The organism is Oceaniferula spumae (assembly GCF_042849255.1).
GTDB classification, from domain to species: domain Bacteria; phylum Verrucomicrobiota; class Verrucomicrobiia; order Verrucomicrobiales; family Akkermansiaceae; genus Oceaniferula; species Oceaniferula spumae.
The window spans coordinates 1,155,908-1,181,457 of sequence record NZ_AP026866.1 but is presented as its reverse complement, the minus strand read 5'-3'; the positions used below and the strand labels follow the sequence as shown (position 1 = coordinate 1,181,457).

General features: G+C 52.3%; 23 protein-coding genes. 15 read left to right on the top strand and 8 right to left on the bottom strand.

Annotated features, from left to right (window positions below; translation table 11 throughout):
- The first annotated feature begins 56 nt into the window (after positions 1–56).
- From ACSPJT_RS04905 to ACSPJT_RS04870, 8 genes are all read left to right on the top strand, one after another.
- Entirely contained in the window at positions 57–1,103 is a 1,047-nt protein-coding gene (locus ACSPJT_RS04905) for a DUF21 domain-containing protein (protein WP_435895249.1), read from the top strand.
- Between the two features lie 221 nt (positions 1,104–1,324).
- Positions 1,325–2,278, top strand: coding sequence for a glycerophosphodiester phosphodiesterase (locus tag ACSPJT_RS04900; RefSeq protein ID WP_435895248.1), 954 nt, complete (start codon positions 1,325–1,327; stop codon positions 2,276–2,278).
- 105 nt (positions 2,279–2,383) lie between these two features.
- Complete coding sequence (locus tag ACSPJT_RS04895) at positions 2,384–2,698, top strand: pyrimidine/purine nucleoside phosphorylase (protein WP_435895247.1); 315 nt, start codon at positions 2,384–2,386, stop codon at positions 2,696–2,698.
- 181 nt (positions 2,699–2,879) lie between these two features.
- Positions 2,880–3,584 carry a MotA/TolQ/ExbB proton channel family protein gene (locus ACSPJT_RS04890; protein ID WP_435895246.1) on the top strand — a complete coding sequence of 235 codons (705 nt, stop codon included), beginning with the start codon at positions 2,880–2,882 and terminating at the stop codon, positions 3,582–3,584.
- A complete protein-coding gene (locus ACSPJT_RS04885; RefSeq protein WP_435895245.1) occupies positions 3,581–4,003 on the top strand; it encodes an ExbD/TolR family protein in 423 nt (140 codons plus the stop codon). The genes ACSPJT_RS04890 and ACSPJT_RS04885 overlap by 4 nt, the downstream gene beginning before the upstream one ends.
- A gap of 17 nt (positions 4,004–4,020) precedes the next feature.
- Entirely contained in the window at positions 4,021–4,839 is an 819-nt protein-coding gene (locus ACSPJT_RS04880) for a hypothetical protein (protein ID WP_435895244.1), read from the top strand.
- A gap of 373 nt (positions 4,840–5,212) precedes the next feature.
- The gene (fabF, locus tag ACSPJT_RS04875) at positions 5,213–6,460 is read left to right on the top strand and encodes a beta-ketoacyl-ACP synthase II (protein WP_435895243.1); all 1,248 of its coding nucleotides are present in this window, start codon (positions 5,213–5,215) and stop codon (positions 6,458–6,460) included.
- Positions 6,461–6,479: 19 nt separating this feature from the next.
- Positions 6,480–6,857, top strand: coding sequence for an acyl-CoA thioesterase (locus ACSPJT_RS04870; RefSeq protein ID WP_435895242.1), 378 nt, complete (start codon positions 6,480–6,482; stop codon positions 6,855–6,857).
- Between the two features lie 74 nt (positions 6,858–6,931).
- Here the strand turns inward: ACSPJT_RS04870 and ACSPJT_RS04865 are convergent, their stop codons facing one another.
- The 4 genes from ACSPJT_RS04865 to ACSPJT_RS04850 all read right to left on the bottom strand — a co-directional run bounded on the left by ACSPJT_RS04865 (position 6,932) and on the right by ACSPJT_RS04850 (position 10,855).
- Positions 6,932–7,432 carry a hypothetical protein gene (locus ACSPJT_RS04865; protein WP_435895241.1) on the bottom strand — a complete coding sequence of 167 codons (501 nt, stop codon included), beginning with the start codon at positions 7,430–7,432 and terminating at the stop codon, positions 6,932–6,934.
- 63 nt (positions 7,433–7,495) lie between these two features.
- The gene (locus ACSPJT_RS04860) at positions 7,496–8,203 is read right to left on the bottom strand and encodes a DUF4328 domain-containing protein (protein ID WP_435895240.1); all 708 of its coding nucleotides are present in this window, start codon (positions 8,201–8,203) and stop codon (positions 7,496–7,498) included.
- Positions 8,204–8,227: 24 nt separating this feature from the next.
- Positions 8,228–9,457, bottom strand: a complete 1,230-nt coding sequence (locus ACSPJT_RS04855) for an aspartate kinase (protein WP_435895239.1) — start codon at positions 9,455–9,457, stop codon at positions 8,228–8,230.
- 93 nt (positions 9,458–9,550) lie between these two features.
- The gene (locus ACSPJT_RS04850; RefSeq protein ID WP_435895238.1) at positions 9,551–10,855 is read right to left on the bottom strand and encodes a metallophosphoesterase family protein; all 1,305 of its coding nucleotides are present in this window, start codon (positions 10,853–10,855) and stop codon (positions 9,551–9,553) included.
- Between the two features lie 215 nt (positions 10,856–11,070).
- On the opposite strand from ACSPJT_RS04850, the gene ACSPJT_RS04845 reads away from it, so the two are divergent.
- From ACSPJT_RS04845 to ACSPJT_RS04815, 7 genes are all read left to right on the top strand, one after another.
- The gene (locus tag ACSPJT_RS04845; RefSeq protein WP_435895237.1) at positions 11,071–12,063 is read left to right on the top strand and encodes an AAA family ATPase; all 993 of its coding nucleotides are present in this window, start codon (positions 11,071–11,073) and stop codon (positions 12,061–12,063) included.
- 2 nt (positions 12,064–12,065) lie between these two features.
- Entirely contained in the window at positions 12,066–12,917 is an 852-nt protein-coding gene (locus tag ACSPJT_RS04840) for a DUF58 domain-containing protein (protein WP_435895236.1), read from the top strand.
- Positions 12,914–13,732, top strand: a complete 819-nt coding sequence (locus tag ACSPJT_RS04835; protein WP_435895235.1) for a hypothetical protein — start codon at positions 12,914–12,916, stop codon at positions 13,730–13,732. Before ACSPJT_RS04840 ends, ACSPJT_RS04835 begins: the two co-directional genes overlap by 4 nt.
- Positions 13,729–14,646 (top strand): vWA domain-containing protein, encoded by a 918-nt coding sequence (locus ACSPJT_RS04830; protein ID WP_435895234.1) that lies wholly within the window; start codon positions 13,729–13,731, stop codon positions 14,644–14,646. The genes ACSPJT_RS04835 and ACSPJT_RS04830 overlap by 4 nt, the downstream gene beginning before the upstream one ends.
- A gap of 28 nt (positions 14,647–14,674) precedes the next feature.
- A complete protein-coding gene (locus tag ACSPJT_RS04825) occupies positions 14,675–15,631 on the top strand; it encodes a vWA domain-containing protein (RefSeq protein ID WP_435895233.1) in 957 nt (318 codons plus the stop codon).
- Positions 15,632–15,635: 4 nt separating this feature from the next.
- Entirely contained in the window at positions 15,636–16,217 is a 582-nt protein-coding gene (locus ACSPJT_RS04820; RefSeq protein WP_435895232.1) for a hypothetical protein, read from the top strand.
- A gap of 214 nt (positions 16,218–16,431) precedes the next feature.
- Positions 16,432–20,166 (top strand): hypothetical protein, encoded by a 3,735-nt coding sequence (locus ACSPJT_RS04815; protein WP_435895231.1) that lies wholly within the window; start codon positions 16,432–16,434, stop codon positions 20,164–20,166.
- 18 nt (positions 20,167–20,184) lie between these two features.
- Here ACSPJT_RS04815 and ACSPJT_RS04810 read toward each other — a convergent pair whose 3' ends face one another.
- From ACSPJT_RS04810 to proS, 4 genes are all read right to left on the bottom strand, one after another.
- Positions 20,185–21,537: an MBL fold metallo-hydrolase gene (locus ACSPJT_RS04810; RefSeq protein ID WP_435895230.1), complete on the bottom strand. Its 1,353-nt coding sequence runs from the start codon at positions 21,535–21,537 to the stop codon at positions 20,185–20,187.
- Positions 21,538–21,572: 35 nt separating this feature from the next.
- Positions 21,573–22,790: a bifunctional folylpolyglutamate synthase/dihydrofolate synthase gene (locus tag ACSPJT_RS04805; protein ID WP_435895229.1), complete on the bottom strand. Its 1,218-nt coding sequence runs from the start codon at positions 22,788–22,790 to the stop codon at positions 21,573–21,575.
- 89 nt (positions 22,791–22,879) lie between these two features.
- Complete coding sequence (gene accD / locus ACSPJT_RS04800) at positions 22,880–23,713, bottom strand: acetyl-CoA carboxylase, carboxyltransferase subunit beta (protein ID WP_435895228.1); 834 nt, start codon at positions 23,711–23,713, stop codon at positions 22,880–22,882.
- Positions 23,714–23,816: 103 nt separating this feature from the next.
- Positions 23,817–25,361, bottom strand: coding sequence for a proline--tRNA ligase (gene proS, locus ACSPJT_RS04795; protein ID WP_435895227.1), 1,545 nt, complete (start codon positions 25,359–25,361; stop codon positions 23,817–23,819).
- Positions 25,362–25,550: the final 189 nt, after the last annotated feature.

The window sequence follows — 25,550 nt, the reverse complement described above, 5'->3', positions numbered from 1 at the left end:
ATGTTACCGTATCGCAGAGGTAGCGCTCGTAGGGATCATACGGGCGATCTAATAAAATGGACATAATCACATGGCTTGGCATAGCCCTCTGCCTCACGCAGTCGGCGATGTTTTCGGGTGCCAACCTCGCATATTTCTCGCTCGGCCGCATGCGGTTGGAGGCTGAAGTGGAGAAAGGAAATAAGTCAGCTCGCAAGGTGCTGGCTCTGCGGAAAGACTCCAATCTCCTGCTCTGCACCATTTTGTGGGGGAACGTCAGTGTGAATGTGCTGCTGGCTCTGCTCAGTGATTCAGTGTTCGCGGGTATCGGTGGATTTATTTTTTCCACGGTGGGTATCACCTTCTTTGGTGAAATTTTGCCCCAGGCATATTTCTCACGACACGCACTGAAGGTGGGCGCATTGCTTTATCCAGTGATACTGATGTATGAAATTCTGCTCTACGTCGTGGCTAAACCATGTTCACTGGTACTCGACGGCTGGATCGGACCCGAGGGCCCGACATTTTATCGCGAGCGTGACATTGAGATCATTTTGGAAAAACACATCCGTGAAATTGATTCCGAAATTAGTGCGAACGAAGGACGTGGCGCGCTCAATTTCCTCGATCTTGACGACCGGCACATCGCGGAAGAGGGAAGCGAACTCGATCCGGAGACTATTTACAGTTTCACCCAAAATCTCGACTTACCGATCCTTCCCTCGGTCGATACCGAGGCAGGTCAGGCTTGGGTGGAATCGTTGAAAAAGCATCCTTGCAAGTGGGCGATCATTCTCGGCGACAGGAGTATCCCTCATCTGGTGCTGAATACCACGGAGTATCTCAGCGCGCTCTTTGCCAAGGGCGAGGATGCAGATGTTTACGATTATTGTCACCGACCGATCGTTGTCGAAACCGCTGAGATCACACTCGATCACGTGTTGGGCGACTTCGTGGTAGAGGCTGAACACATCAACGATCACGTGGTGGACCGAGACGTAGTTCTCTACTGGACCTCATCGAAAAAACGCATCATCACCGGTGCTGACATTTTTGGACGACTGCTGCGAGGAATCGCCAGAAGGGAAGAGGAGGTGTCTGATCTCGTGCCTAAACCAACATAGCGTTTTTTCAGCAAACGGATTGGTTTTAACACTTCCCCAAGATGTGGTATTGCATGCTCAGAGCTTGGTGCGCTCCTGTTGAGTGGGGCTGGCGAAATTTTTAGAAGATGAAATATTTCGTTTCGGGTGTAGTCTGTCGGACTATGCCTTTTACGAAGTCTTTCTGCATTCTGTTCTGCTGTTTGAGTCTATCTGCGTCTGGAAAAAATTTGGGACATCGTATGGGTGGGGATGTTTACGGGCCTGAGAATACCTTGGCTTGTTATAAAATGGCTCTGGAGCATTTGGTCCACCGGAAGGGTTTTACCTATGTGGAGCTGGACGTTCAGGAATCGCTGGACGGAAAAGTGGTGGTCTTTCACGACTTGGATTCGATCAAGCGCTTGGTTCCGCGGACAGCGGGAAATTTGAAAGCCATGGAGCGAGTCCTGAAACGGAAGCGATTTGAAGCGGTGACGATTGAGGATTTGACGCTTCGAGAAATCAAGAGCTTGAATCTCGCAGGCGGGGCGAAGATTCCTGAATTGGAAGAGGTCTTCCAGATGTCGGTAAAGCACAAGTTGAAGAAGCCTATTTTAGTGGAAGTGAAGCGGATTCGCACGGATAAGTGCCGTGAAAGTCTAATCGCGATGTTGGAGAAATATCGTGGTGTTCTGGCTGTGGATCTTCTGGCATTTCGGAAGAATTTTGAAGTGTCATTCCCTGACCCTGTGCGTTGGGGGACAAGGATGAAAGCCGCCGGATTGCGCGTCTTTACCTCGATGCGGAGGAAGGTGGGAAAAAACTGTCTCATCTGTGATGTGGAGGCCATGACCCCGATGCCTCGTTTTCATACAGCGGTCGAACAGCAAGGTTTCACGGTACGCGATGCCAACAGCCGGGTGTTGCATTACCCAGTGAAGTTTCCCTTGCTGTCATCGGGAAAGGGCGTCTTGCGTGTTGGAGTTTTCAACGCCAAGGATGACTCTGGTGACCGAGGCGTAAGGGTGTCGGTAATCGATGGCGATGGACGGCGTGTTGCATCTCGGTTTGTGAAAGGGAGCGGCTGGGAATGGTTTGAAGTGCCGGCGAATGGCCGTAAGGATCTCTTTGTTAGACTGGAGGATGCCGATACAAGTTTTGGAGGACGGCATCCGGGCAATGTCGGCGCGCTGAAGGTGAATTTGATTTACTGATAGAATCGGAGGATTTCCGAGCTATGAGATCAACGTAGCGGGTAAATGCCGCTACAGTCACATTAACAATTTGCAGAACACTCTCTGCGGTGAGAGGTTCGCCGCATGGAATTTAACAACGTCACAGCATCCGCCAAAGCCAACGTTTACTTCGATGGGAAAGTCGTTTCTCACGGCATCACTCTTTCCGATGGGAGCAAAAAAAGCTTCGGCGTGATTTTCCCCGGATCTTTCCACTTTGGGACCGAAGCAGCCGAATGCATGGAGATCATCGACGGCCAGTGCAAGGTGCGTATTGACGGTACTGATGAGGAGCTATCGTTCGAAGCCGGGCAGAGTTTCAATATCGATGCGAATTCCGGTTTCACCATCGAGGTCGCAGACGGCACTTGCCAGTATGTCTGCAACTACATCGACTAAGCGTGATGTAGTCCACATATCGTCGTTAGCGACGACCTAGCATCTAGTGGCTGCTATGCTAGCACCTGCTCTTCTGAGGCTTTCAGCACGATGGCGCTAAATGTGTCACCTCCAAAAGATGCTGTTATTTTGAGCATTTGGAAATTGGAACTTTTCTAGGTTTCGTGTAGCATTCGGCGCGATGTTACAATTGGTAGATCAAGGAGGACCGTTTGTCTGGGTGTTAGGTGTGTTGGCCTTTGTCAGTATGCTGCTCGTTTTGGAACGGATTTTCTTTTTTCAAAAGGTTCGAATTAACGTCGGTGACCTACTGCTAGGCCTAGCCAATCATGTGCGCAAAGGAGCCTTCGCCGAGGCGATGCACGAGGCCGCGCGCGCTCCCGGACCAACCGCACGGGTTGCCCATGCGGTGTTGATGCGAAAGAATCTGCCACGCCGAGATCTTCGCGATGTCGCTCAGGAAGCTGGCCAGCTTGAAGTTCCTCGCATGGAACGCAACCTTCGCGCGCTCTACGGTATAGCCCTAATTGCTCCACTCGTAGGCATGTTAGGCACGGTCAACGGATTGGTCGGCACATTCATGCAGATGAGTCAGGATAAAGCGTTCTCCTCTCCCGCGGCGATGTCTGGAGGTGTCTACGAAAGCTTGGTGACCACCGGACTGGGACTCGCCGTTGCGATTCCCGTTTATCTTTTCTATCTGTTTTTCTACGGTCGGGTGAAACGCATGGTTCATCGTATCGAGCGTGCCGGAATCGAGATGGTGAACATCATCTGTGACGCGCGCGACCAGGCTGAGATCGTTTCCTTCCGCGAAGAGGCCGATGAAATTGCAGGTCAGAAAGAGCAGGCGGCTAATAAAACGGCTCAGAAGAGTAAAAAATGAAGCTGCAACTGACACTGCCGTCGAAGCCAGGATTTCTCCACACGCTTGCCGGTCTGGACATCATTGCTTTGATCCTGGTGTTCCCATTGTTAGGGCCATCCTTTGTTCAGCAAACTGGAATCGAGGTGACCGTGCACGAGTCTCCTTGGCGGTTGAAACAGATGGATAACCCCATCGTCATCACCTTGGGAGCAGGGCGGGGCACCCCACTCTGGGTGAATAAAAAACAAGTGCCACTGGATGAACTCGAAGCTGAGATCCAAAGGCTTAGAGATGAGGAGGGGGGCGATACCATCACCACGGCTGTGGTTCGCTCTGACGTGGATGTTTCCAGCGGCGTTGAGAAGGACGTCATTAATCGAATTTTGAAAATAGGTCTGAACTGCGGTCTGGCAGGGAGACCGATCGGTCGCGACTGATACTCGGCTCGGAAGTCATGTTTTTCCTAAGTAAAAGAAGGCAGAAGCGAGACCAGGAAGCTGGTCTCATCTTCCGCTGGCGTGGTGCCAGAAAGCATCATACGGGGAAACTCCTGGCTCTGATGATAGCCACAGGTTTTTTTGCCTTTTCGGTCTACGCAATCCGAATCGATGGTGAGAAAACGCCCCTTGTTTCCAAGCGGACCGCCAGCGTGTTTTTCATCAGTGAGGATGACCCGAACTACCAGAACCTACTGGTCCAGATCGAGGAAAAGTCACCTTTTCCGCGCCGCTGGGATCCTGCTTACGATAAGGACACGATGGCTCGAATCAGTGCACAAACTGATCTGCTGGCTGGAAAAACCTGGAAATATGAACCCGAGCTTGTGGCCTTGCCCCGAGAGCAAGATGGGCGTGCCTTGCCATCCATCGTCGACCCTGAGGAAGGGTTGTTAGGTGATATTGCCAAGACCTGGGAACTATCGGTAGACGAGTCAGGGGGGCAGGCTGAAGGCGACTTGTATGTGCTGGCCCGAATCAATGCGGACAGCAATATCCAGAAACGGCTGCAGCAGAAAAGCCCTGTTCTACCACGAGCCTTGGTGGCGGAGGAGTGGTTCGGCCAGTCGTTTCGTTTTATGATAGGCATTGATGCTAAGGGGATTGTCCGAGGCTGCGTATCTCTCTCCGGCGAAGGACTGGAAGCCGTCAAACCTTCTGAGAAGCAAAAGCTGCTCTCGGCATGGTTGCGGAGTCAGAGGTTTCTGCCCGTTGATTCCGACCAGCCTGTGGTGATCGGTGTGCTAGAACTCCAGATAGAAGCCCTGAGAGAATGATAGAGCTGACGCTAGAGGATTTTATTTTATGGGCGATTTCCGTGCCTTTGGTGGCGATCGGCATCTATTCCGTGGTGATGGGGTTACGCCGTCGATCCAGAGCTCGGGTTGCGAAAAATAACGTCATTCGCTGTCGCGTCTGCGGCCACTTGTATCAAGACCGCAGTCGCGAAAGGTTTCCAGTATGCCCTGAGTGCGGTCGATCCAACGAACGTGGCCGGTCAAGGCGATTAGGCTAGTTCTCGTGATGAGGATATTCAGGTGGGCGTTTTTACCATGAAAAGTGTCAGCAAAGCATACGGGTTGGTGCTTGCACTTGAGCCCTGTTACTGAATAATACTCCGAAGCCGCACGGCGGACACCATCCATATTTATGTACGATCGAAGAGTTGTTATCACAGGTATCGGGGTATTGAGCCCTCTCGGAAACGATTTGCAGAGCACCTGGGAAGGTCTCAAGGCAGGTAAGAGCGGCATTGGTCCGGTCACATTGACTGATTCTGATCCTTATCCGTGCAAGATTGCAGGGGAAGTGAAAGGCTTTGACCCAGCACCTTGGTTCAATAACCCGAAAGATGCACGTCGCTGTGACCGCTATGCCCAGTTTGCTATTGCCGCCTCTAAGATGGCAATCAATGACGCGAATCTTGATTCCGATGGCATTGACCGCGAACGAGTCGGCGTCATGGTCGGTAGCGGCATCGGTGGTCTAGGCACGCTTGAGACCGAGCACGAAAAACTTCTGAAGCGTGGAGCTTCCCGCGTTTCACCCTTCGTGATTCCGATGATGATTTCCAATATCGGCAGCGGAATCCTTTCCATGGAATACGGCTTTGGCGGACCAAATATGGTCATCGTCACTGCTTGTGCCACCTCGAACCACAACATTGGTGAAGCATGGCGCATGATCAAATTCGGCGATGCAGATGCTTTCGTCTGCGGTGGTGCTGAAGCGACCATTCTACCCATGGGTCTGTCAGGTTTCAGTAACATGAAAGCCCTCAGCACCCGCAATGATGAGCCTGAGCGCGCATCGCGTCCCTTTGACACCGGCCGAGACGGCTTTGTCATGGGGGAAGGTGCCGGTGTGATGGTGATCGAGGAATACGAACACGCCAAAAAGCGTGGTGCTCAGATCTACGCCGAACTCGTCGGCTACGGTGTGAGTGGTGATGCCTATCATATGACATCACCTCACCCGGAAGGCCATGGTGCTTCGCGCTGCATGGACATGGCACTTAAGCATGCCAAGATGAACGCGGACGAGGTCACCTATGTGAACGCTCATGGAACATCGACTCCTCTGGGTGACATCTGTGAGACCAAGGCGATCAAGAAAACTTTCGGCAATCACGCTAAAGATAATCTCATCGTGAGTTCTACCAAATCCATGACCGGTCACCTGCTAGGTGCTGCCGGCGGGGTTGAGCTAGCGGCATGTTTGATGGCGATGAAAGACAGCGTCATTCCTCCTACCATTAACCTCGAGAACCAAGATCCCGAGTGTGATCTCGATTACACGGCTAACGTTGCCCGCGAGGTCAAGGTGAAGAGCGCGCTGAGCAACTCCTTCGGCTTCGGAGGGCACAATGCCAGTGTGCTGGTTCGCGAGCTCAGTTAGAGTTATTGCTTCACTCAATATGGAATATCGCCACCAGCGCCGGGTATCATTTTCTGATACAGACGCAGGTGGCTTAGTCCATTTTTCGCGGCTACTGTGTTATGCCGAGGAGGCTGAACATGCTCTTCTGGAGCAACTTGGAATCCCGTTGCTTGGCGACGGTGGTTGGCCGCGTGTGCAAGTGAATTGCAACTACTCGGCACCCGTTTTTCCCGGTGAAACTGTGGAGGTGGTTACCTCACCCAATCGCTTAGGTGGAAGTTCCATTGACTGGAAATTTCAGATTACCCGCGGAGAAACATTATGTGCCTCGGGCGTGATCACCACGGTGCGGGTAAATTCCAAAGGGAAACCCGTGCAGCTCGAAGATGCCTGGCGTGAGAAGTTAGGAAAGTAGGGCGACTTTGAAAGTTGCCGACAAACTAGGTGAATCCATCGAGCTTGAATTGACGACGAAATGAAACCTCACACCTACTCTGGCGTCTCAGGCGAGTAGGGGAATTCCTTTTGCGTTAGTGCCTGATAGGCATATATCCAGAATGCCACCAAACCCCAGCTCAGACCGAGCATAACACCAAGATCGACAATGCCGCGCCATGGTTGCGGGCAGTAGTTCATCGATTTGACGAGAAGAGCAATTCCAATGGTGAGCACGTAAGCTTTAATCAGGGTCTTCCTGTTGGCATGAAAATATCCAATACAGAATAAGGGCGCTAACAAGCTACGCAGGGTGTTTGGAACATCACGCAGATACCTGACGCGTGCGGCTACCCGGGGGGAGTATTTCTTCTGAAATCCCTTGTAGCCCTCATAGTAGAGCATGAAAAAACTGAAGCCAATCAGGGCGATCCAGTGCCAGGTGGAAAACGGAGTTTCAAAGGCTGATTCGACATGGTGCTTCATGCCAAAGATAGCTTTTCCCAGAGTGAAAGTAATGCCGACAATACCCCAAACGACTCCGAAAACGCGCATGCAGGATACTCGACAGGGTTGGGTGAATTGTAAAGCAGGGGATACGCCTAGGAGCAATTTTCCCTACTGGTGCCAATTCTTCAATCGCCGCTGTTGGGCCAAGGTGATCCCAGTGACCAAAGCGATCGCGAGATAATCAAGAACGACATTGAGAGGAGTGGCTACAAGATCCAGCTTGCAGGCCATCAGATAGCTCTCAGTATCGTCACTGTTCATGTAGATCCGGAAGGTGATGTTACCAATGAGCATGGTCATCAGCCAGAAAGTCCACCACAATGGTAGAACCGCTTTGAGCGCATGATCCTTACCATAACTGGCACTGCGTATTTCCTTCATCGCAGTATACGGTTTCCACAGCAGCAGGATGGGAATGAAAAAGTATCCGACCGACCAGCCTGGGGTAACAGACATGCGAGGCGGGTCTAACAGCCATGCGTTTTTACATGACCGGTTGATCCAGATGCAAAAGAAAATGATTAAGATGATGTTCAGGCCTGCGTGAGCCAATCCACCAATACCGATGATATTGTCTAGCTGGGAAGTATCCTCGGACAGCAGGTATTCCGTATTTTCATACTGCTGCATATCCATGTAATTGAGGATTCCAGTGTTGAAAATGTTCAACATGGCATCAATCACCAACAGCGAAACAAGGATCTTCTTGAGGGTGCCATTGTTACGGAACGGCCCATACGTTCCTTGAAGATTGGAAGCATCCACCTGATCGGACGCCGCCACGGGGGTGGCGTATGGATTAGATGGTTTGTCCATGAGGGAATGTTAGGTTTTTACAGACTAAGCCTCGGGCTTTTTGTCCAAATCAAATGCCTCGTGCACAACGCGTGCAGCATCTTCGATCTCAGTCTCGTCGACTGTGACGGAAATCTTGATCTCGGAGGTGGAAATCATGCCAATGTTGATGTTGGCGTCGCCGAGGGCTTTGAACATTTTCGCAGCCACACCGGAGTGAGAACGCATACCGATACCCACCGTGCTGAGTTTCGCGAGTCCGGCTTCGGTTTCGATCTGGGCATCAGCGGAGAGCTCACCCAGCACTGGCTTCAGCGCTGCTTGGGCGCGGCCGAGGTCATTGGTGTGCATAGTGAAGGAATGGCGGGCCATGCCGTCGCTGGCGATGTTGGACACGATCATGTCGACATTGATCTCGGCATCAGCGAGGGCACCGAGAATTTTGGCAGAGTTGCCGGGGCGATCGGGGATGTCGGTGATGGTGACGCGGGCTTGGGAGCGCTCGATGGAGACTCCGCGGATAACTACTGCTTCCATGGCTGGGTGTTCTTCGGTGACTATGGTTCCGGGGTTATTGTTCAGGCTGGAGCAGACTTCAAAGACGACTCCGTATTTTTTGGCAAATTCGACCGAGCGGGATTGCATGACCTTACTCCCTGAGGAGGCCATTTCCAGCATTTCGTCGTAGGAAATTTCGGGCAGTTTACGTGCGTTTTTGACCACACGGGGATCGCAGGTATAAACGCCGTCGACATCGGTGAGGATCTGGCAGAGGTCGGCTTTCAGGGCTGCGGCCACTGCGATGGCTGTTAGGTCGGATCCGCCTCGTCCAAGGGTGTGAATCAGTCCCTGCTGGGTAACACCTTGGAAACCGGCGACGATGATTACTTTTCCCTCGTCCAAGTATCCTTGGAGCATGCTGGGATTGATGTTCTCGATGCGGCCACGGGTGTGGCTGCCGGATGTTACAATGCCAGCCTGTCTACCGGTGGCTGAGACCGCGTCTACTCCCATGCTCTGCAGCGCGGTGGCGAGAAGTGCGATGGACTGCTGCTCGCCGCTGGAGAGAAGCACATCAAGCTCACGCTCGGGTGGGTTCTCATTCAGCTCTTGGGCCATGGCGATGAGCTTGTCGGTGACTCCACCCATGGCTGAAACCACGGCTACCACTTGGTTGCCCTCGTCACGTAATTTTTTGATACGCGAGGCAACATTGCGGATGCGGTCGAGACTGCCAACGGAGCTGCCGCCGTATTTTTGAACGATTAAAGCCATATCGGGTGCGCAATGGTCATACTGTTGCGGGCGCGGAGCATAGCCAGACCGGCAGTCGGGTCAAGCTCTGCGACTGTTTCAGCTGATTGTATGTCAGACCTTTCTCGGGCTGAGGCTGAGTCCGTTGACCTTTTTCTTTTTCAGATCCTCGATGGTGACTTCGAGAGATTTGGCATCGGCCTTGATCTGGATCAGGGTGGCGTTGTTTTCTCTCGGGCCCCCGCCTACCAGCTGGTGCATTGGGAAATCCTTGCTGGGATTGTCTATGCGGTGGCGGTGGGTATGGCCACTGACCACCATCTGGCAGCCTGCTTTCACTAGGGGCGCAAGCCAGAGCTTCTGACCGAAGCCTGAGAATCCGGCGTATCCTTTGGGTCCCATGCCATCATTGTGGCCGGGTAATCCGTGCAGGGGGATGTGGCAGAAAGCGATGAGGTAGGGTGCGGATTTGATTTCCTCTTGCTGTAGAGCTTTCACTAACCACTCAAGCTGGGCCTCGCGGTAGGGCTCGTAGGCTGCCATGCCCCCCCAGACTTCTCGGGAATCAGGTTTATCTTCGCCAGTGTCGAGGCAGATCACGCCGACAGGGCCAATGCGTTTTGTGAAGCAATAACGGCCACTCGTGTAGGGTGAAGGGTTTAGTCCCTTTGGTTCGCCATCAGCCATCGGCCATGGAATGAACGCCTCTGGTACGGTGCGGGCAGCTTCGCCTCGGGCATCATGGTTACCCGGTGTGAACATGAGCGGTCGGGTAGATGCCCAGCCGCCGGACGCAGGGTCCTCTTTTTTCTGACCAGGAGTGAGGGCAATGCGAGCCATGTCTTGATTGCTGCTGATCTGGTTATAGACGTCGCCATTCCAGATGAGCGCGTCGGGATCCGCGGCATTGATGTTGTCCGCGAGCTGGGCAATGGTATCTGCGTGGTCGTGGGTATCGTTGACAACGGCTAGGTGACAGCTGTCTTGATTGGCCTTTGGCAAAGTGAGCTTACGGATTTCACCGGCTATCGGTTCGCCCTGTTCGATGGCGTAGGCATTTTGATAATGCACGGCTTTGGTGACCACGCGGTAGAAAACATCTGATCCGGCGGGAATGCCCTCTACGCGTGCAGACAATGCGTAGTCGCTCATCGCAGCGAGGCCGTGATGGGCGGGGCGGGAGATGTTGCCAAGTTGCTCAGTGGTTCCCCATTCCACCCAGCCGGTAGCGGTGCCGTTGACCATCCATGAGACTGCAAACGACGTGTCCGTAGGATTCTGGACTACAGGCGGGCTGACCGCCTTGATATCCTTGAGTGCGATTCCTTCCTTCGGGGCAGCTACGGCGGATGGCGTGCTGATGAGAGCGGGTGTGGCACCTGCCAAGGCAATGCCGCTGATGAATTTTCTGCGTTTCATAAATGGTAGAGTGAGATCTGATAATTTTATACTCGGAAGATCGTCTAATATTTCATCGTGAAATGCAAACCGTGAGGTGATTTGTTAGGTCGGGTGGAAACTAACTTGATGGTTGTAGTAATGAAATATCGAGAGGAGGAGAAATTGAGAATAAATGCACAAAGCAAGTTAACAGGGACGTTGACGGGAATGAATCAGTCTATAACATTTTTGAAATGAGTAATGCCAGCGTGTCGAACGATCATCTTTCATCATATCTAAAACAAATTCGTGAACGCGTCGGGGAGATCGTGGTGGGACAGGATGTTGTCGTGGAGCGCACATTGATCTCACTTCTAACATCTGGTCACCTGTTGTTGGAAGGGATGCCTGGCTTAGCCAAAACTCTGCTGGTGAATACAATATCCAAGGCGATTCACTTGGATTTTCGTCGTGTGCAGTTCACGATTGACCTGCTTCCTTCAGATATCCTGGGAACCGAAATTCTCGATGAAAAGTCCGGTGGTTTCAGAACTCACCACGGTCCTATTTTCACCAATCTATTACTGGCGGATGAAATTAACCGTGCCGCGCCGAAAGTTCAGGGGGCTTTGTTAGAGGCGATGCAGGAACGCAAGGTGACATTGGGAAATCAAACGATGTCGCTACCGACACCCTTTTTGGTCATTGCGACTCAAAACCCGATCGAGCAGTCGGGAACATTCGAGCTTCCGGAAGCACAGTTAGACCGTTTCATGCTCTGTCATCGTTTGGGTTATCCGGCTGCGAAAGACGAGGAGGAAATTCTTCGTCGCAATCTGAAGTTAGGGGTGCAGAAAAAGGATGGGGGAGCAGTTGCCCGCACCGAGTTTGATCTGGTCACGGATGATGCTGTGGGAACTCCTGAAGACTTGGTTGCCGCAATGGAGGCGACCCATGACATTCATGTGAGCGAAGTGTTCCTCAAACACGTCGTTGATATCGTCGAGCGGACTCGAAAACACCCGGACCTTGAACTAGGCTGTTCTCCTCGAGCAGGCATCGCATTATTGAAAGCATCTCGAGCCAGAGCCTTGATTCACGGACGAGACTACGCCATTTCAGAGGATTTGTTTGCCTTGGCAGAGGACGTCATTCTACACCGGATCCGTTTGTCGTATGAGGCTTTGGCAGATGGAAAAACACCTCAACAAATTCTCCAACAGATCCTTGAAGAGTCGATTTCCTAATCGTGAAGAAGCAACTCAAAGATACTCGGCCTCTCGACTCCCGCCAATTTCTGATTGCGGTGAAACGATTGGCTGACTCTCTATCATACGGAACTGACAGCTCCCCGTTTCTCGGCCAAGGGCTGGAGTATGTGCAGTCGAGACATTACGTGCCGGGTGATCCTGTTAGGTCAATCGACTGGCGGGTCACCGCTCGTACAGGCAAGACACACGTTAAAGACTACGAATCACCCAAAAGTCTTCCGGTCTGGTTCATCGTGGATACTTCGGCATCCATGACTCATGCCTCCACTACGACATCAAAATACCAACTCGCCGTGCAAATTGCCGGTGGGCTTGCACTGGCGTGTTTGGATCGAGTTTCCCCCGTAGGTCTCCTCGGAGCAGGCGCGCGCGACATTAATATCAAGCCGTCGCTTTCCAGAGAAATCATTCTCCAGTGGCTGCACAGATTGCGTCATTTTGACTATTCCGAGCGCACGCACCTTGGCCGCAAGTTGCTGTCTCTAAATCCCTCGTTGAAGGAGCGCAGCTTGATCTTTGTCCTGTCCGACCTCCACGACCCGACAGCGATTCCGGCACTGAAATTATTGGGGCATCGGCACGATGTCACCGTGTTGTTATTGAGAGATCCTGCAGAGGATTCATTGGCTGGAGCAGGGCTGTTGCACGGTCAGGAAATTGAGACAGGGAAAACGTTCACCGCCAGAGCTCATAAGAATTTCACCTGTTTGGATGACGCCAAGGCCGCGCTCAAGCAGGCTTCGATCGATCATTTTCCAATTCACACCGACCGACCGTTTCTCGCCTCACTTAGGCTCTATCTCAAGTCCCGCAATATGCTTGCCAAATGATGACCGCGCTACATTCAGTCCACCGTTATGCCGCCTTGCTGTGCTCGGTTATGGTGATGGCTGTGTGTGTTGCGTTGGAGGCCTCGGTGCCAACATTCACTTCATCGCTCGGCTTACCAAAGACCTTGAATGATTTTTATATTCCGGGTGAAAAAGCCGAACCGATTCCGCGAAAAGATCGTGAGTCGTCTCTCGTAATCCGTGTGCTCGAAATCAAGCCTGCCGCTGAGGGGTTCCGCTATGACTTGGAGATCTATGGGTTAGATGCGGGCACATATACCTTGTCTGACTATTTCCATTACGTCGGCAGCCACGCCCCGCTGCCAGAGCTGGATCAGCAAATAACCATCACCACCACTCACGATCTTCAAGGTATCCCCAAACCCGAAGAGTTAGACAATACTCCACCTGAAAAACTTGGCGGATATCGGTTGGTGCTGACTTTAGTGGGAATTCTTTGGGTAATCATTCTTTTGCTCATTCTCTTCTGGAGAAAAAAGAAAGATGCCGCCGTTGTGGAACTGGCTCCTCCGCCGACGTTGCATGAGAAACTTCATGCGCTCGTTTCATCAGCCGCTCAGGGGGAGTTAGACGATGCTGACCGCTCACAATTGGAGCGTCTTATCCTAGGGCATTGGAAACAGCGTCTGCCGGAAATTGAGAACCTGTCAGCGTCCGAGGCGCTGGTAGCACTGCGCCGACACCCTGAAGCCTCACCGCTTCTGCTGAAACTGGAACACTGGTTACACGCTCCAAATTCTTCGGTCGATCAGAAGACAATCACTCCATTGTTAGAACCGTTTCGGGACGCATGACATTCGCCTATCCATATGTGTTACTAGCACTTGCCTTGCCGATCCTTTTGATCGTCTTCCAATGGCGTCACCATGCTAAGCCCTTGGCATTGCCCTTCGATCATCAGGACACCGATCACGCAAAATGGCTAGCTCGCTTACTTAACTTGGTAAACACACTGCCGGCGCTGGTTCTCGCCGTTGCCGTCTTGTTAGCTGCGGGGCCACGGAGGTTTGAACGACCAAAGTCAGAGCGAGAAATGACGAATATCCAGTTCTGTCTCGATGTGTCTGGATCGATGATGGCTCAGTTCGGAGGCTCGGATCGCTACGAAGTTGCGATGGACTCCCTCAACGAGTTCTTAACCTATCGTAAAGGAGACTCCTTTTCGCTGATGGTTTTTGGCGGTCACCAGTTACGTTGGGTGCCACTTACTACCGATGTTTCTGCCTTTCGCTCCGCTCCGCCTTTTCTGCGTCCGGATAAGCTTCCTCCTTGGTTCTCCGGTGGAACTTTTATTGGGAAAGCTCTGAAGCAATCTGAAAAATATCTAACCACTGCGGAAAAAGGAGACCGCATGATCATTCTCCTTTCCGATGGTGAAAGCTTTGATTTGTACGATGGGAATGATGTCAAAATTGCTCAAAGTCTCAAAGACAACAAAATCACCGTCTACACTGTTCACATCGGCGGCGGTGCAGCACCACCGGAGGTGTCGGTGATTTCATCAATCACTGGAGGGGAAACATTTGCCGCAGGTGATCCAGCCGCTCTCAAGTCCGTTTTCCTTCGCATTGATGAAATGCAGCAGGCTGAAATGAAGCGACTAACTCCTGATCCAGTTGATTATTACCAACCATTCGTCATCACAGCCATTTCACTCTCAGGCATATATCTACTGACCCTGTTCGGCCTACGCTACACACCGTGGTAGTAAGCTCTAAATTTACCAATCCGATTTCTTGACCGCGTTGCTCATCACTCTGGCTGTTGCCATCCTCGCCCTTGGCGCGGAGGCACTTCATTGGACGCGAATTCGGAAGGTCAGGTATTTGGCTTTCGGTCCCTCCGGAAAAGTTAACCTGCTTACCGCTTTCGCTAGCCCAGCTCGGGTGCTGGCTCTTTCCGGTCTGGCTTGGTCCTTGACCACTTTGTTGCTACTTCCTCCGAAGGCACACAGAAGTAAGGTGCTGGAAGATATCGAGCCCAAAGAACGCCATCACCTGATGCTAGTGTTAGATGTTTCACCGTCAATGAGACTTCAAGATGCTGGTGAAACGGATGGCCTTTCACGTACGAAAAGAGCATCGGCTTTGATCCAGTCGTTGCTCAAACGCACCACTGATAACAAACTGCACATCACACTCGTGGCCGTTTACAACGGAGCGAAACCTGTGGTTCAGGAAAGTCGTGATCTCGAGGTGATTCTCAATTTCCTCGATGACATGCCGCTCTATCAGGTCTTTCCAACAGGCAAGACACGGATATTTGATGGGCTCGAAGTCGCATCGCAGATCGCCCAGCCATGGCCCGAGAACTCCACGACCTTACTTCTCGTCAGCGATGGCGATACGGTGCCCTCGACAGGGATGCCCAAGATACCAAAATCCATTGGCGGCGTTCTGGTGCTCGGGGTGGGGGATCCGACCAAAGGTTCATTCATTGACGGCCGCCAGTCGCGGCAAGATACCGGGGCCTTACGCCAGATTGCCTCGCGTCTTGGGGGTGAGTATCATGATGGCAATGCGAAGCATGTGCCTACCGACATGTTAGCCCGACTAGGCACTCTGGAACTTGATGAGCAGACACTCAAGCTGACAAAGCGAGAGTATGCCCTGATCATCTGTGGAACTTCCTCCTTTCTTCTCGCCATCTTCCCGCTTATCCTCACTCTAATGCCCTCAACATTAAACGATTAAAAACATGAAATCACGAATTCTCATCGCCACACTATGGTTGCTCGTTCCCTTGGGGATTGCCGCCTACCATTACGGGCCCGGGCAGAAAAGGCTGGCTTTGGACCACACCGAAGAGCATCTGGCGGTTGCTCGCAAAGCCGTAGCAGAAGAACAATGGGGCATCGCCATTGAAGCCTATCAGAAGGCTCTTTCCAAACTTCCCAAGGATCAGAAAAATCACTCCCGTCGCATTCAATTGGAGATCGCTAAAGCGAAAATGCAAAACTCGGCGCTGCCGGAAGCACGTGAGGACCTGGCCGAGCTTGTGAGCGAAATCAATGCTGACCCTTCCACTCCGGCGAAGCTAAAAGAGGATGCCTTATCCACTCTGGCCAATGCGCGATACTACATGACCTACCTGATGAAACTCGAAGGTCTGCCAGCCGCTGAATGGGAACCTGAAATTGAAGCCGCCAGACAGGAGTATAAATTGCTCGCCCAGACGGGGAGTGACAAAACCAAGCACCAGCTCGATCTGGATGCAGCGGTGCGTCTTGCCCGTACAGATCCTACTGAACTTTACGGACTACCAATTCCTAACCAATGACAAGGATGTAACTCGGGCGGTCGCCCGAACCCTAATGCCAAGCCTTCTCAGAAGAAACCCAAAGACTCACGCGGAGCCGGTCAAGGCCCTCCACCTGATGGAGCCGGCTCATAATGAATTGTTGATTCTCTATTTCCGCGATTTGTTCTAACAATTTATTGGTCTATCCGCCAATGGCCGAATTTCGATACCCTGCCAGTATTTATCCATTACTATGCAACCACGTTTTCTAACTCTATCTCTCATCAGTGCATCACTGGTGTCTCCTCTTACGGCCCAGATTGAGACTTTGCCACCTGAGATTCAAGCCAGGCTCCAAGCCCAAATAGAGGCGTCTAGGGCCGGGCGTGTCGTTGCGAAAGCGCCTGCTCAAGATGGCAAAAGTGCTTCAGATCCTGCGAAACTAAGACTCGATTTACTCAAAAAGCTGACGATAGATCGCACCAATGCGGGGATTCTTCAATCCCGACTTCAAGCGACAAGAAAGCCTGCTGAAGAGCCGTTAGAAAAGCCAGCCACCCCAGCGTCTCCGGCACAAGTTGAGCTGGCAAAAATCAAGAAAGACATCGAGCAACTTCAGCTTAACCTCAATTTGGGGAATTGGAGAAAGGCAGGGGAGTACCTTGCTACACTGAAGGAAAACGAGATTCAGATCGTGTATGACCGGATTCTCCAGCAACTGGCGTCACCTGTGAATGTTGTACCTCGCCCAGAGCTTGCTGCGGCGGGAGCCAAACCACACCGACAGAAACAATATCTTCGCGCATCGGATGTTTTGGCCGTTTCCAATCTATCCCCAAAAGCTCCTGACAAAGATTCTCTCAGCAAGCTCTCCCAGCTACTGAAAAACAGCGACACGCCGCCGAAGGAATTTTTTAATGCGTTAAAAAACAGCAGTCGTTATTTCGGCACCAAGGATGCTGAATCATCATTGCTCACTGCAAGATTCTTGATGGACGCTGGGCATCTCGATGAGGCAAAACCCTACCTGCCATCTCTTGCTGAGTCCAAGAACAGTAACGACTTTGCAGCACTCAATCTGATCGCCCGGTGGCATGCTCAAGCGCATCGTGCCGATGAAGGCCACGAGCATCTGCCTCTGGCTTGGGAGACATCGCTCGATCTTGTGGGCAATAAAAAAGCACCGTTCGACGCCCGTGCTGAAGCTCTCTATCGAGCTCTCGGACTTGTGCCAGACCTTGAGGGCGAAGCCGGCCGAGATTGGTTACACAAAACCTTCGCAGGAGCAGATGGCGAAGGCTTTGAAATTCTCACCACCATCGGCACACTCGCCGCACAGGTTCACCAGCATCCGTCAGCGAGTTACCGACTTGAGCAAATTAAGCTTCAGCGGGCAGCTGCTCAAGCTCTGCTGAGCACTCCGGGGATCGATCCCAAACCGTGGCAAGAAATCCTGACGCTCTATGCTCGCAACTGGCTCTACGAGGCAGAGCATACTAACAAATATGACTCGGCCACTTCCATGCGCCCAACCATGTCCATGGATACATTTGGGAATCCCTACTACATGAGGACTAGTTACACGCAATCGATGGTAGGACGGAGCGTGAATGGCCAGAAGGTGGTTCCAGCCATCGATACCGGAGACATATTGCGCGAAGGGCCTGACGCCCGCTGGATCGCGCTGTTAGATGAGCCGGTGAAAATCCAAACGCTCACCCTCACTGCGAGATTATACCTCAAGGTGAAGGAGCACAAAAAGGCACTGCCATTGTTGGAAACTCTTGCATCTGACAATCCCGATGACGCCGAGGAGCTGTGCCGGGAGCTGGTTCGCGTATGGGCGGAAAATAATAACCCGAACCAGAAAAACCAGTATCGCTCCAGCTACTATTATTTCTCAGGCTATAACCAGCGTGCTGAGACAATTCCTCTGACACGGTCTAAGCAGGAACGGAATTTGTTAGAGTTGGCAAAGTTGATCAAAAAAATCCGTGCGTTCAATCTCGATGAATCCTTCGATAAGGAATTCGCCGATGCATTTATCCAGTGTCACTCGAAGGCCGAAGTCTGGCGTGTCGAGTCACTAGAGACCGTGTTCGGTGATCTTGAAAAGCTCGACGCCAAGATTGCAGCCTCTCTGCTCCGCCGAATGCGTGGAAACTTGGCCAACCTCTGGCCCAATCCGAAGCTGCAAGAGGAGGCTGAGACCAAACGTAAAGACAAAGAATTACAGGCGCAGGTTCTCAAAGGATATGCTGCCGCGAGTGACCTTTGTGAGAACGTGCTGAAGCATCATCCAGGCGATTGGGCGTTGCAGGTGCAGAAGTCTGCGCTTATTTATGAAGAGTCTAACTACCGCGCGACACTCGGTTCCCACCCGGAGCATAGTGCGAACAAACGGCTCGGATTGAACGGTCTGGCAAGCGCCTGTGAGGCCTACTCTGCGACACTCCCATTGGAGGATAAAAAAGATGAGTCTGACGAAGCATTCACGACTTGGTTCTACGCTGCGCTGGGGTCGCCAGACCTGAGTGCTCTGAAAAGCCATCATCAGCCTGTGCCCAGTGAGTTTGCTAAAATCAAAGAGGCTCTAGAGAGCTTGCCTGAATCTTGCCGAAAGCGCCACATGGATCTTTTCGCCAAGACGCTCAATACCCGTCTGGCCAACGTAGGTGCGGATTTAAAATACCGCTTTCTCGAGTCAGCGCTTCCCATTACCGGCGATCACGAACGCATCTCGGACGCGACCAAGATTTTCCAATATTATCAGGACTTGGTGACCGAAATTCAACTGGATGCCCACATCGACGGATCTGACCGGATAAACGCTTCGGTGCCATTTGGCTTATTCGTCAATTTGCGGCATACCCGTGAAATCGAACGTGAATCCGGTGGCTTCCAGCGCTACTTGATCAATCAAAGTAATTCACAATTCGCTTATAACTATGGCCGGCCGACGGAAGATTACCGTGATAAATTTGAGAAGTCGGCACGGGCAGCACTCGAGGAGCATTTCGAAGTCGTTTCACTCACATTCCATCACTCCAAAGTGCAGTCGCGCACCGATTCGGAACCAGGCTGGAGCGTGACTCCCTACGCTTACTTTTTGCTCAAACCCAAAGGACCTGAAATCGATTCAATACCGCCGATGAAGATCGATCTCGATTTCCTGGATACTTCCGGCTACGTCGTTCTACCCATCACCTCTGCCGCGATCCCAATTGACGCATCTGGCAAAGGCGACCCGCGTCCGCACCGAAACTTGAAAGTCACCATGACATTGGATGAGCGCGAAGCGGAGAAGGAGAATAAAATAGCGCTAGAAATCAAGGCGACCGCTCACGGTCTGGTGCCGCCATTGGATCGAATTCTGGATCTGAATATCGACGGTTTCGATGTCTCCACCGAGGGGGACAACGAACTTCTCGTCGCAGAGTTGGATGTAGAAACCGACGACGGAGCACCTATCAGCACACGTGAGTGGCGGTTGATTCTGACTCCTCAGTCAGATCATTTGCCGAAATCGTTCGCATTCCCGGTTCTGCAAAAAGACCTCAACCTTGCGGAGGAAGATGCGCTGACATTACAGCAATATGATGACGTTGACCTAATCCCCTCTAGCTCCGAGGTAACCCTCGGTGCTGGGAGTAAATCCGGGTTCAACGCCTGGTTGTTACTTCTCGCCGTGCCTGTGCTGGCTCTGGTGTATTGGCTGATTTCAAAGAATAACAAAGACCCTGAAGCCGAAGTTCTAGCAGGCCCTCAATTACCAAACACACTGACTCCGGTGACGGCGATAGCTTTCCTGAAAAGAGTGCATCAAAACGCAAGTCTTGATGAGACGATAGAGCGAGAGCTTATGAAGGAAATCGAAAGCCTCGAAGCCCGCTCGTTCAGTTCTGACAGTAATCCGCCGAGCCAAGAAGAGCTCGAAAAAATCACAGCACACTGGCAACAGCGCGCCACTCAGAAACGAGCAGCGTAAAGACGACATTACATTGCCCTAAAGCGCGTATCTTTTTCCAGGAAGAGGAATAATGGTGTCGCACTCCGGAAGCTTTGCCTTGAGCTGTTCAGCAAACCACTCGGTAGCTGGCAGGTCGCCGTGAACGAGGATGGTTTTCTTAGGATTGACTCTGAGAATATAGTCTAGCAGATCCTCTCGTGTGGCGTGTCCGGAGAAATCAAAAACTTCCATAGGGCAGTTAAACTGCACCGGCGGCTGAGCAGGATCGAGATCGATCAAGTCGCCTTGTTTGCCTGCGCGGATGTGGCCAGCTGGGGAGTCTGGGTCGGCGTAGCCGACGAAGAGTAGAGAGTTTTTAGGGTTGCTGATAAAGCCCCTTGCGAAGTTGTTGGAAACCGTTTTTTCGGTCATCATGCCGCTGGAAAGTGCGTAGATGCCACCGGGCTGGTAGACGATAGGTGCACGCTTACGGCGACGACCACCTGTCTTGACTTCCATGTCCTTGAGGATGCGGAAGCCTGGTTGGTTACGCGGTGTGCTGTCGGCAAATTCGTCAAATATGATGGTCATCTTGGTGCTGAGACCACCGATATAGACTGGCGCGTCAGGAATCAGTCCCTCCTGCTTGAAGCGGTTGATCATGGTGAGCACCTCTTGGGTTTTTCCCATGGCGAAGACTGGGACTAACACTGAACCACCGCGCTTCAGACAGTCGTTGATAGAGTCGGCGAATTTTTGTTCTTCGGCTTCACGTGAATAACTCTCGCAGCGAGGGGAGGCACCACGCGTGGTTTCGATGATCAGGGTATCGATATCATCTTCTGGAAGATCGGCTCCGGGGATCAGGGTTTGTTTTTCAAACTGGACATCACCGGTATAGAAAACGCGTTTATCGAGTGTCTCTAACATCACGCCGGAGGACCCGAGAATATGACCCGCGTCATGGAAGGTCGCACGCACGTTGTCACCGATTTGGAATGGGCGGTCATAGTTAAATGTGCGCCAGCGTTTTTCATGATCATCGAGTTCGCGGTGAGTGTAAAACGGGTAATCAGTGATACCCAGCTCGGTGCGCTTGCTTTCCATGACGTTCACAGAGTTATGGAGCAGGGCATCAACAAGTCTGGATGTGGCAGGGGTCATAAAGACGTCTGCATTAGGCTGATCGCGCATAAGCACGGGAAGAGATCCGGAGTGATCGAGGTGAGAGTGGGAAACAAAGATGGAGTCAATGCTATCGGCTGGTAGTTCGTGATGCGCTGGCAGAGAGTCGAGCCCCTCTTCTTTCGGGTGCATGCCGGAGTCTAAAACGATCCGTTGATCGTCCATTTCAACGAGATAGGAATTGGCTCCGATTTCGTTGCGACGGAGAAGTGAGGTGAAGTGCATTATTTGAATGGGGAAAAGGAGGTTTGAAAAAATGGCTACTGGCTACTGGCTTTAGGGGCACTTTGAGCACTGAGCTTGGCTTTGACCTGACCGATGAGGAACAGGGAGCCGGTGATGAGGGTGGGGGTATCGGAGTCTTGGACGGCGGCAAGGGCTTGGTCCAAATGGTTGTGTAAAGTGTAGGCCGGAGCGCCTTCTGGCAATGACTCGATCAACTGCTCACCGGTGAGTGAGCGCGGAGAATTGATCGTGGTGAGATGAAGGTGTTGTGCGATGGGCGCGAGGATAGCAAGGACTTTATCCGTGCTCTTGCCCTCGACGGCTCCGAAAATAATGTGGGTTTTCTGCCCAGGAAACTTCTGATTCCAAGTCTCGATCAATGCTTCGGCGGCATGAGGATTATGCGCCGCGTCGAGGATGATGTTACTATTGGCAATGAATTCAAAGCGTCCCGCCCAGGTGACCGAGGCTAGGGCCTGTCGAACGATGTCCGAGTTCAAGGGGAGTCCGACTTTGTCAGCAGCAGCCAGTGCGAGTGCGGCATTTTCCTGCTGATGGGGGCCTGCCAAGTTGATTGAATATCCCTGCAGGGGGTCGGTAATGAATTCGATAGGGCTACGTAGCTCGTTGGCTTCTTGCTCGATGACCTGCCAAGCAGCGGGATCCTGTCGACTGGAGATTACTGGTTTTTTAGGAACGATAATACCGGCCTTTTCCAAAGCGACCTTATCGATAGTGTCACCGAGCCACTGAGAATGATCCATGGCAACGGGCGTGATCACTGCGACGTCGGCAGGCACGGCCGTGGTGGCATCGAGACGACCACCCATGCCGGTTTCCAAGACAATCAGTTCGCAGTTTTGCTCTCGGAAATAACGCATCGCCACCGCCAAGGTGAGCTCAAAAAACGTCGGGTGGTGTTCCCACTCTGCGACGTGTTCTCTAAGCTGTGTTAGATAGAGAGCAGTGGTGTCCTCGGGAATATCAGCGCCTCCCACCTTGATGCGTTCGCGGTAATCTATGAGATGGGGAGATGTAAATAGCCCTGATTTGGTTCCGCAGGAGCGGGCGAGGGCGTCGATGATGGCGCAAGTGGATCCCTTGCCGTTGGTTCCCGCAACGTGAATGACTTTTACCCCAGCCTTGGGAAATCCCAGTGTCTCACGCAGTAGTCGGCGCGGCTGATCAAGGCCAAGTTTGATGCCAAACTGCTGCGTGGAAAAGAGCCAGTCGATGCTCTCCTGATAGGTCATAAGGCAAGTAGGTAATGTCGTAAGTAAGCAGAAAAAGCACAGGTGTTCGTCACCTTTTGACTTATTCACTAGCTACCTACTCATGCAACTTACGCAGGTAGCATGTAACCTAACAGCTGGCCGAGCTTGTCGCGCAATTTACGACGATGCACAATGTCATCGACCAAACCGTGCTCCATCATGAACTCAGCCGTTTGGAAACCCGGAGGGAGGTCTTGGTGAGTGGTTTCCTTGACCACACGCGGGCCGGCGAAGCCGATCATACATTTCGGTTCGGCCAAGTTGATGTCACCGACGGTAGCAAAGGATGCTGTAACTCCGCCTGTGGTGGGGTGGGTCATCAGGGAGATGTATGGCAGGCCTGCTTGTGAGTGAAGAGCCAGAGCCCCGCAGGTCTTGGCCATCTGCATCAGTGAAAGCATGCCTTCTTGCATGCGAGCACCTGATGAGGCGGAGACGATGATGACGCCACGCTTTTCAGCGGTCGCCTGTTCCACGGCACGGGTGATTTTTTCCCCGACGACAGAACCCATGGAGCCAGCGAAAAACTTGAAGTCCATCACCGCGATCATGGCGGGCTTGCCTTGGATTGTTAGGGAACCAGTGACCACGGCATCGTTGAGATTGGTTTTCTCACGCAGCATGGCGACTTTGTCTTCGTAGTTGGAAAATCCGAGCGGATTCTTGGAGAATAGATCTGCATTGGTTTCCTCAAAACTGCCTTCATCAGCGATCAGGTCGATGCGTTCGCGGGACCCTATCAGGAAGTGATGCTCACACTTCGGGCAGACGAGAAGGTTTTGCTTTAAATCCAACGCGTGGATGAGTTCACCGCAATCGGAACACTTGGTCCAGAGATCATCCGGCATGGAGTCGCGCTTGCCGCCGTTACCTCGGAGTTTTGGTTTGTTGAAAATGCCCATGTGGAATTAAATTCTATGTTCTAAATTCAAAATTCCAAGTACGGATTCTATACAATAGAAAGAGCCCGTTTCTTGGCTTTTGAGAAGTCGTTGTTGGATTGTTTTAGTAGCTGCGTCCCCAGATGGCGCGTCGGCTGGTAGCTTCTCCGGTTAAGACACAGGGCGCAGGAGCGCCGTCTTGCTGGTCGATCGGGAGACAGCGGATGGTGATCTTGTGTTTTTTGGAGATTTCTTCTTCTTGCTCACGGGTGCCGTTCCACGGCGTGCTCAACCAGCCTGGTAGGTCCTGTGACCAGTGCTGGTCGAAACTATTCATGTCGTGGCACTCGATGATGTTGGAGTCGCGGAGCTCTGTGGCACGAGACAGAAGGTTGCTGTGAATTTCGCCTAGGATATCGGTCGCGTTGCGAATGAAGTCCTCCTTGGGGACAAATTCTTTTTCGTTAGGTGTTTTGTCGCGCCGTTGCAGACAGACTTTGCCGCCTTCAAGATCACGTGGGCCGATTTCGATCCGGATGGGCACACCTTTTTTCACCCACTCCCATTTTTTGACGCCGCCGCCGATGTCTCGGGCGTCGACGTGAACTCGCAGTGGTTGACCGCCGTATGATTTCTCACGGCGTAGCACTTCGGCCAGTGCTTGGCAGGCGTCGATGATGGCGTCGCGGGTGTCTTCTTTGGGGGTCACCGGAACAATGACGATCTGTTGGGTGGCCACACGAGGAGGCAGAATTAGCCCGTCATCGTCAGAGTGAGCCATGATCAGCGTGCCGATCAAGCGAGTAGAAACACCCCATGAGGTTGTATGCGCGTGCTGTTGCGTGCCGTCTCTTCCGGTGAAACTGATGTCCTGAGCCTTGGAGAAATTTTGTCCTAAGTAGTGGGAGGTTCCGGCTTGGATCGCTTTTTTATCCTGCACCATGGCCTCGACTGTTAGGGTCATGTCGGCACCAGGGAAACGCTCGGCCTCAGTTTTCTCACCTGCGATTACAGGGATGGCGAGGTGGTCGCGAAGGAACTCTTCGTAAAGCCGGTGAATGGTCCGAGTTTCCTCGATGGCTTCTTCTTCTGTTTCGTGAGCGGTGTGGCCCTCTTGCCATAGGAACTCTGCGGTGCGGAGAAAGAGACGGGGGCGCATTTCCCATCGCATCACATTCGCCCACTGGTTAATCAGCAGTGGGAGGTCACGGTAGGATTCGATCCAGCGTGAGAATGCAGCACCGATGATCGTTTCTGATGTCGGACGTATGACGTAAGGCTCGGCCAGTTTGCCGGTGGGGATCATTTTGACCGATCCGTCCTCCTGCTTTTCAGTCTCTAACCGGTGATGGGTGACCACGGCACACTCGGTGGCAAAACCTTCGGCATGACCAGCTTCCTTTTCCAGATAGGAAAGGGGGATCAGAAGGGGGAAATAGGCATTTTGGTGTCCAGTCGCCTTAAAACGTGCGTCGAGTTGCTGTTGGATTAGCTCCCAGATGCCATAGCCCCATGGCTTGATGACCATGCAGCCACGGGTTTCTGAGTTCTCGGCGAGATCCGCTGCACGCACGACCTGCTGATACCACTCGGGGAAATCTGCGTCACGGGTCGGTTGGATGGCGGTTTTGTTTTTAGCTGATTGTTTGGGTGATTGCGGCTTGGCCATGTCGGTGATAGAAAAACCATAGCAAGTGGAAATTCACAAGCGCGATGTGCGTGATGCTGCTAATCTGTTCAGGATAGGCATGCTGGAGGAGGTGAGGGGGTGAGCGATTTCCTACCCCATGAATTCACAATGGATACACGAAAAAAAATCATGAATCTTTCACCCTTTATTCTGGCCAAACCACAGTTG

Bases quoted from the DNA above. Each gene is read 5' to 3' on its own strand.
- ACSPJT_RS04900 (WP_435895248.1), top strand. From the start codon at position 1,325: ATGGGTGGGGATGTTTACGGGCCTGAGAATACCTTGGCTTGTTATAAA.
- ACSPJT_RS04855 (WP_435895239.1), bottom strand. From the start codon at position 9,457: ATGGCTTTAATCGTTCAAAAATACGGCGGCAGCTCCGTTGGCAGTCTC.
- ACSPJT_RS04810 (WP_435895230.1), bottom strand. From the start codon at position 21,537: ATGCACTTCACCTCACTTCTCCGTCGCAACGAAATCGGAGCCAATTCC.
- ACSPJT_RS04880 (WP_435895244.1), top strand. From the start codon at position 4,021: ATGTTTTTCCTAAGTAAAAGAAGGCAGAAGCGAGACCAGGAAGCTGGT.
- ACSPJT_RS04850 (WP_435895238.1), bottom strand. From the start codon at position 10,855: ATGAAACGCAGAAAATTCATCAGCGGCATTGCCTTGGCAGGTGCCACA.
- ACSPJT_RS04830 (WP_435895234.1), top strand. From the start codon at position 13,729: ATGACATTCGCCTATCCATATGTGTTACTAGCACTTGCCTTGCCGATC.
- ACSPJT_RS04820 (WP_435895232.1), top strand. From the start codon at position 15,636: ATGAAATCACGAATTCTCATCGCCACACTATGGTTGCTCGTTCCCTTG.
- ACSPJT_RS04870 (WP_435895242.1), top strand. From the start codon at position 6,480: ATGGAATATCGCCACCAGCGCCGGGTATCATTTTCTGATACAGACGCA.
- proS (WP_435895227.1), bottom strand. From the start codon at position 25,361: ATGGCCAAGCCGCAATCACCCAAACAATCAGCTAAAAACAAAACCGCC.
- ACSPJT_RS04890 (WP_435895246.1), top strand. From the start codon at position 2,880: ATGTTACAATTGGTAGATCAAGGAGGACCGTTTGTCTGGGTGTTAGGT.
- ACSPJT_RS04815 (WP_435895231.1), top strand. From the start codon at position 16,432: ATGCAACCACGTTTTCTAACTCTATCTCTCATCAGTGCATCACTGGTG.
- ACSPJT_RS04845 (WP_435895237.1), top strand. From the start codon at position 11,071: ATGAGTAATGCCAGCGTGTCGAACGATCATCTTTCATCATATCTAAAA.
- ACSPJT_RS04805 (WP_435895229.1), bottom strand. From the start codon at position 22,790: ATGACCTATCAGGAGAGCATCGACTGGCTCTTTTCCACGCAGCAGTTT.
- fabF (WP_435895243.1), top strand. From the start codon at position 5,213: ATGTACGATCGAAGAGTTGTTATCACAGGTATCGGGGTATTGAGCCCT.
- accD (WP_435895228.1), bottom strand. From the start codon at position 23,713: ATGGGCATTTTCAACAAACCAAAACTCCGAGGTAACGGCGGCAAGCGC.
- ACSPJT_RS04865 (WP_435895241.1), bottom strand. From the start codon at position 7,432: ATGCGCGTTTTCGGAGTCGTTTGGGGTATTGTCGGCATTACTTTCACT.
- ACSPJT_RS04835 (WP_435895235.1), top strand. From the start codon at position 12,914: ATGATGACCGCGCTACATTCAGTCCACCGTTATGCCGCCTTGCTGTGC.
- ACSPJT_RS04895 (WP_435895247.1), top strand. From the start codon at position 2,384: ATGGAATTTAACAACGTCACAGCATCCGCCAAAGCCAACGTTTACTTC.
- ACSPJT_RS04860 (WP_435895240.1), bottom strand. From the start codon at position 8,203: ATGGACAAACCATCTAATCCATACGCCACCCCCGTGGCGGCGTCCGAT.
- ACSPJT_RS04885 (WP_435895245.1), top strand. From the start codon at position 3,581: ATGAAGCTGCAACTGACACTGCCGTCGAAGCCAGGATTTCTCCACACG.
- ACSPJT_RS04905 (WP_435895249.1), top strand. From the start codon at position 57: ATGGACATAATCACATGGCTTGGCATAGCCCTCTGCCTCACGCAGTCG.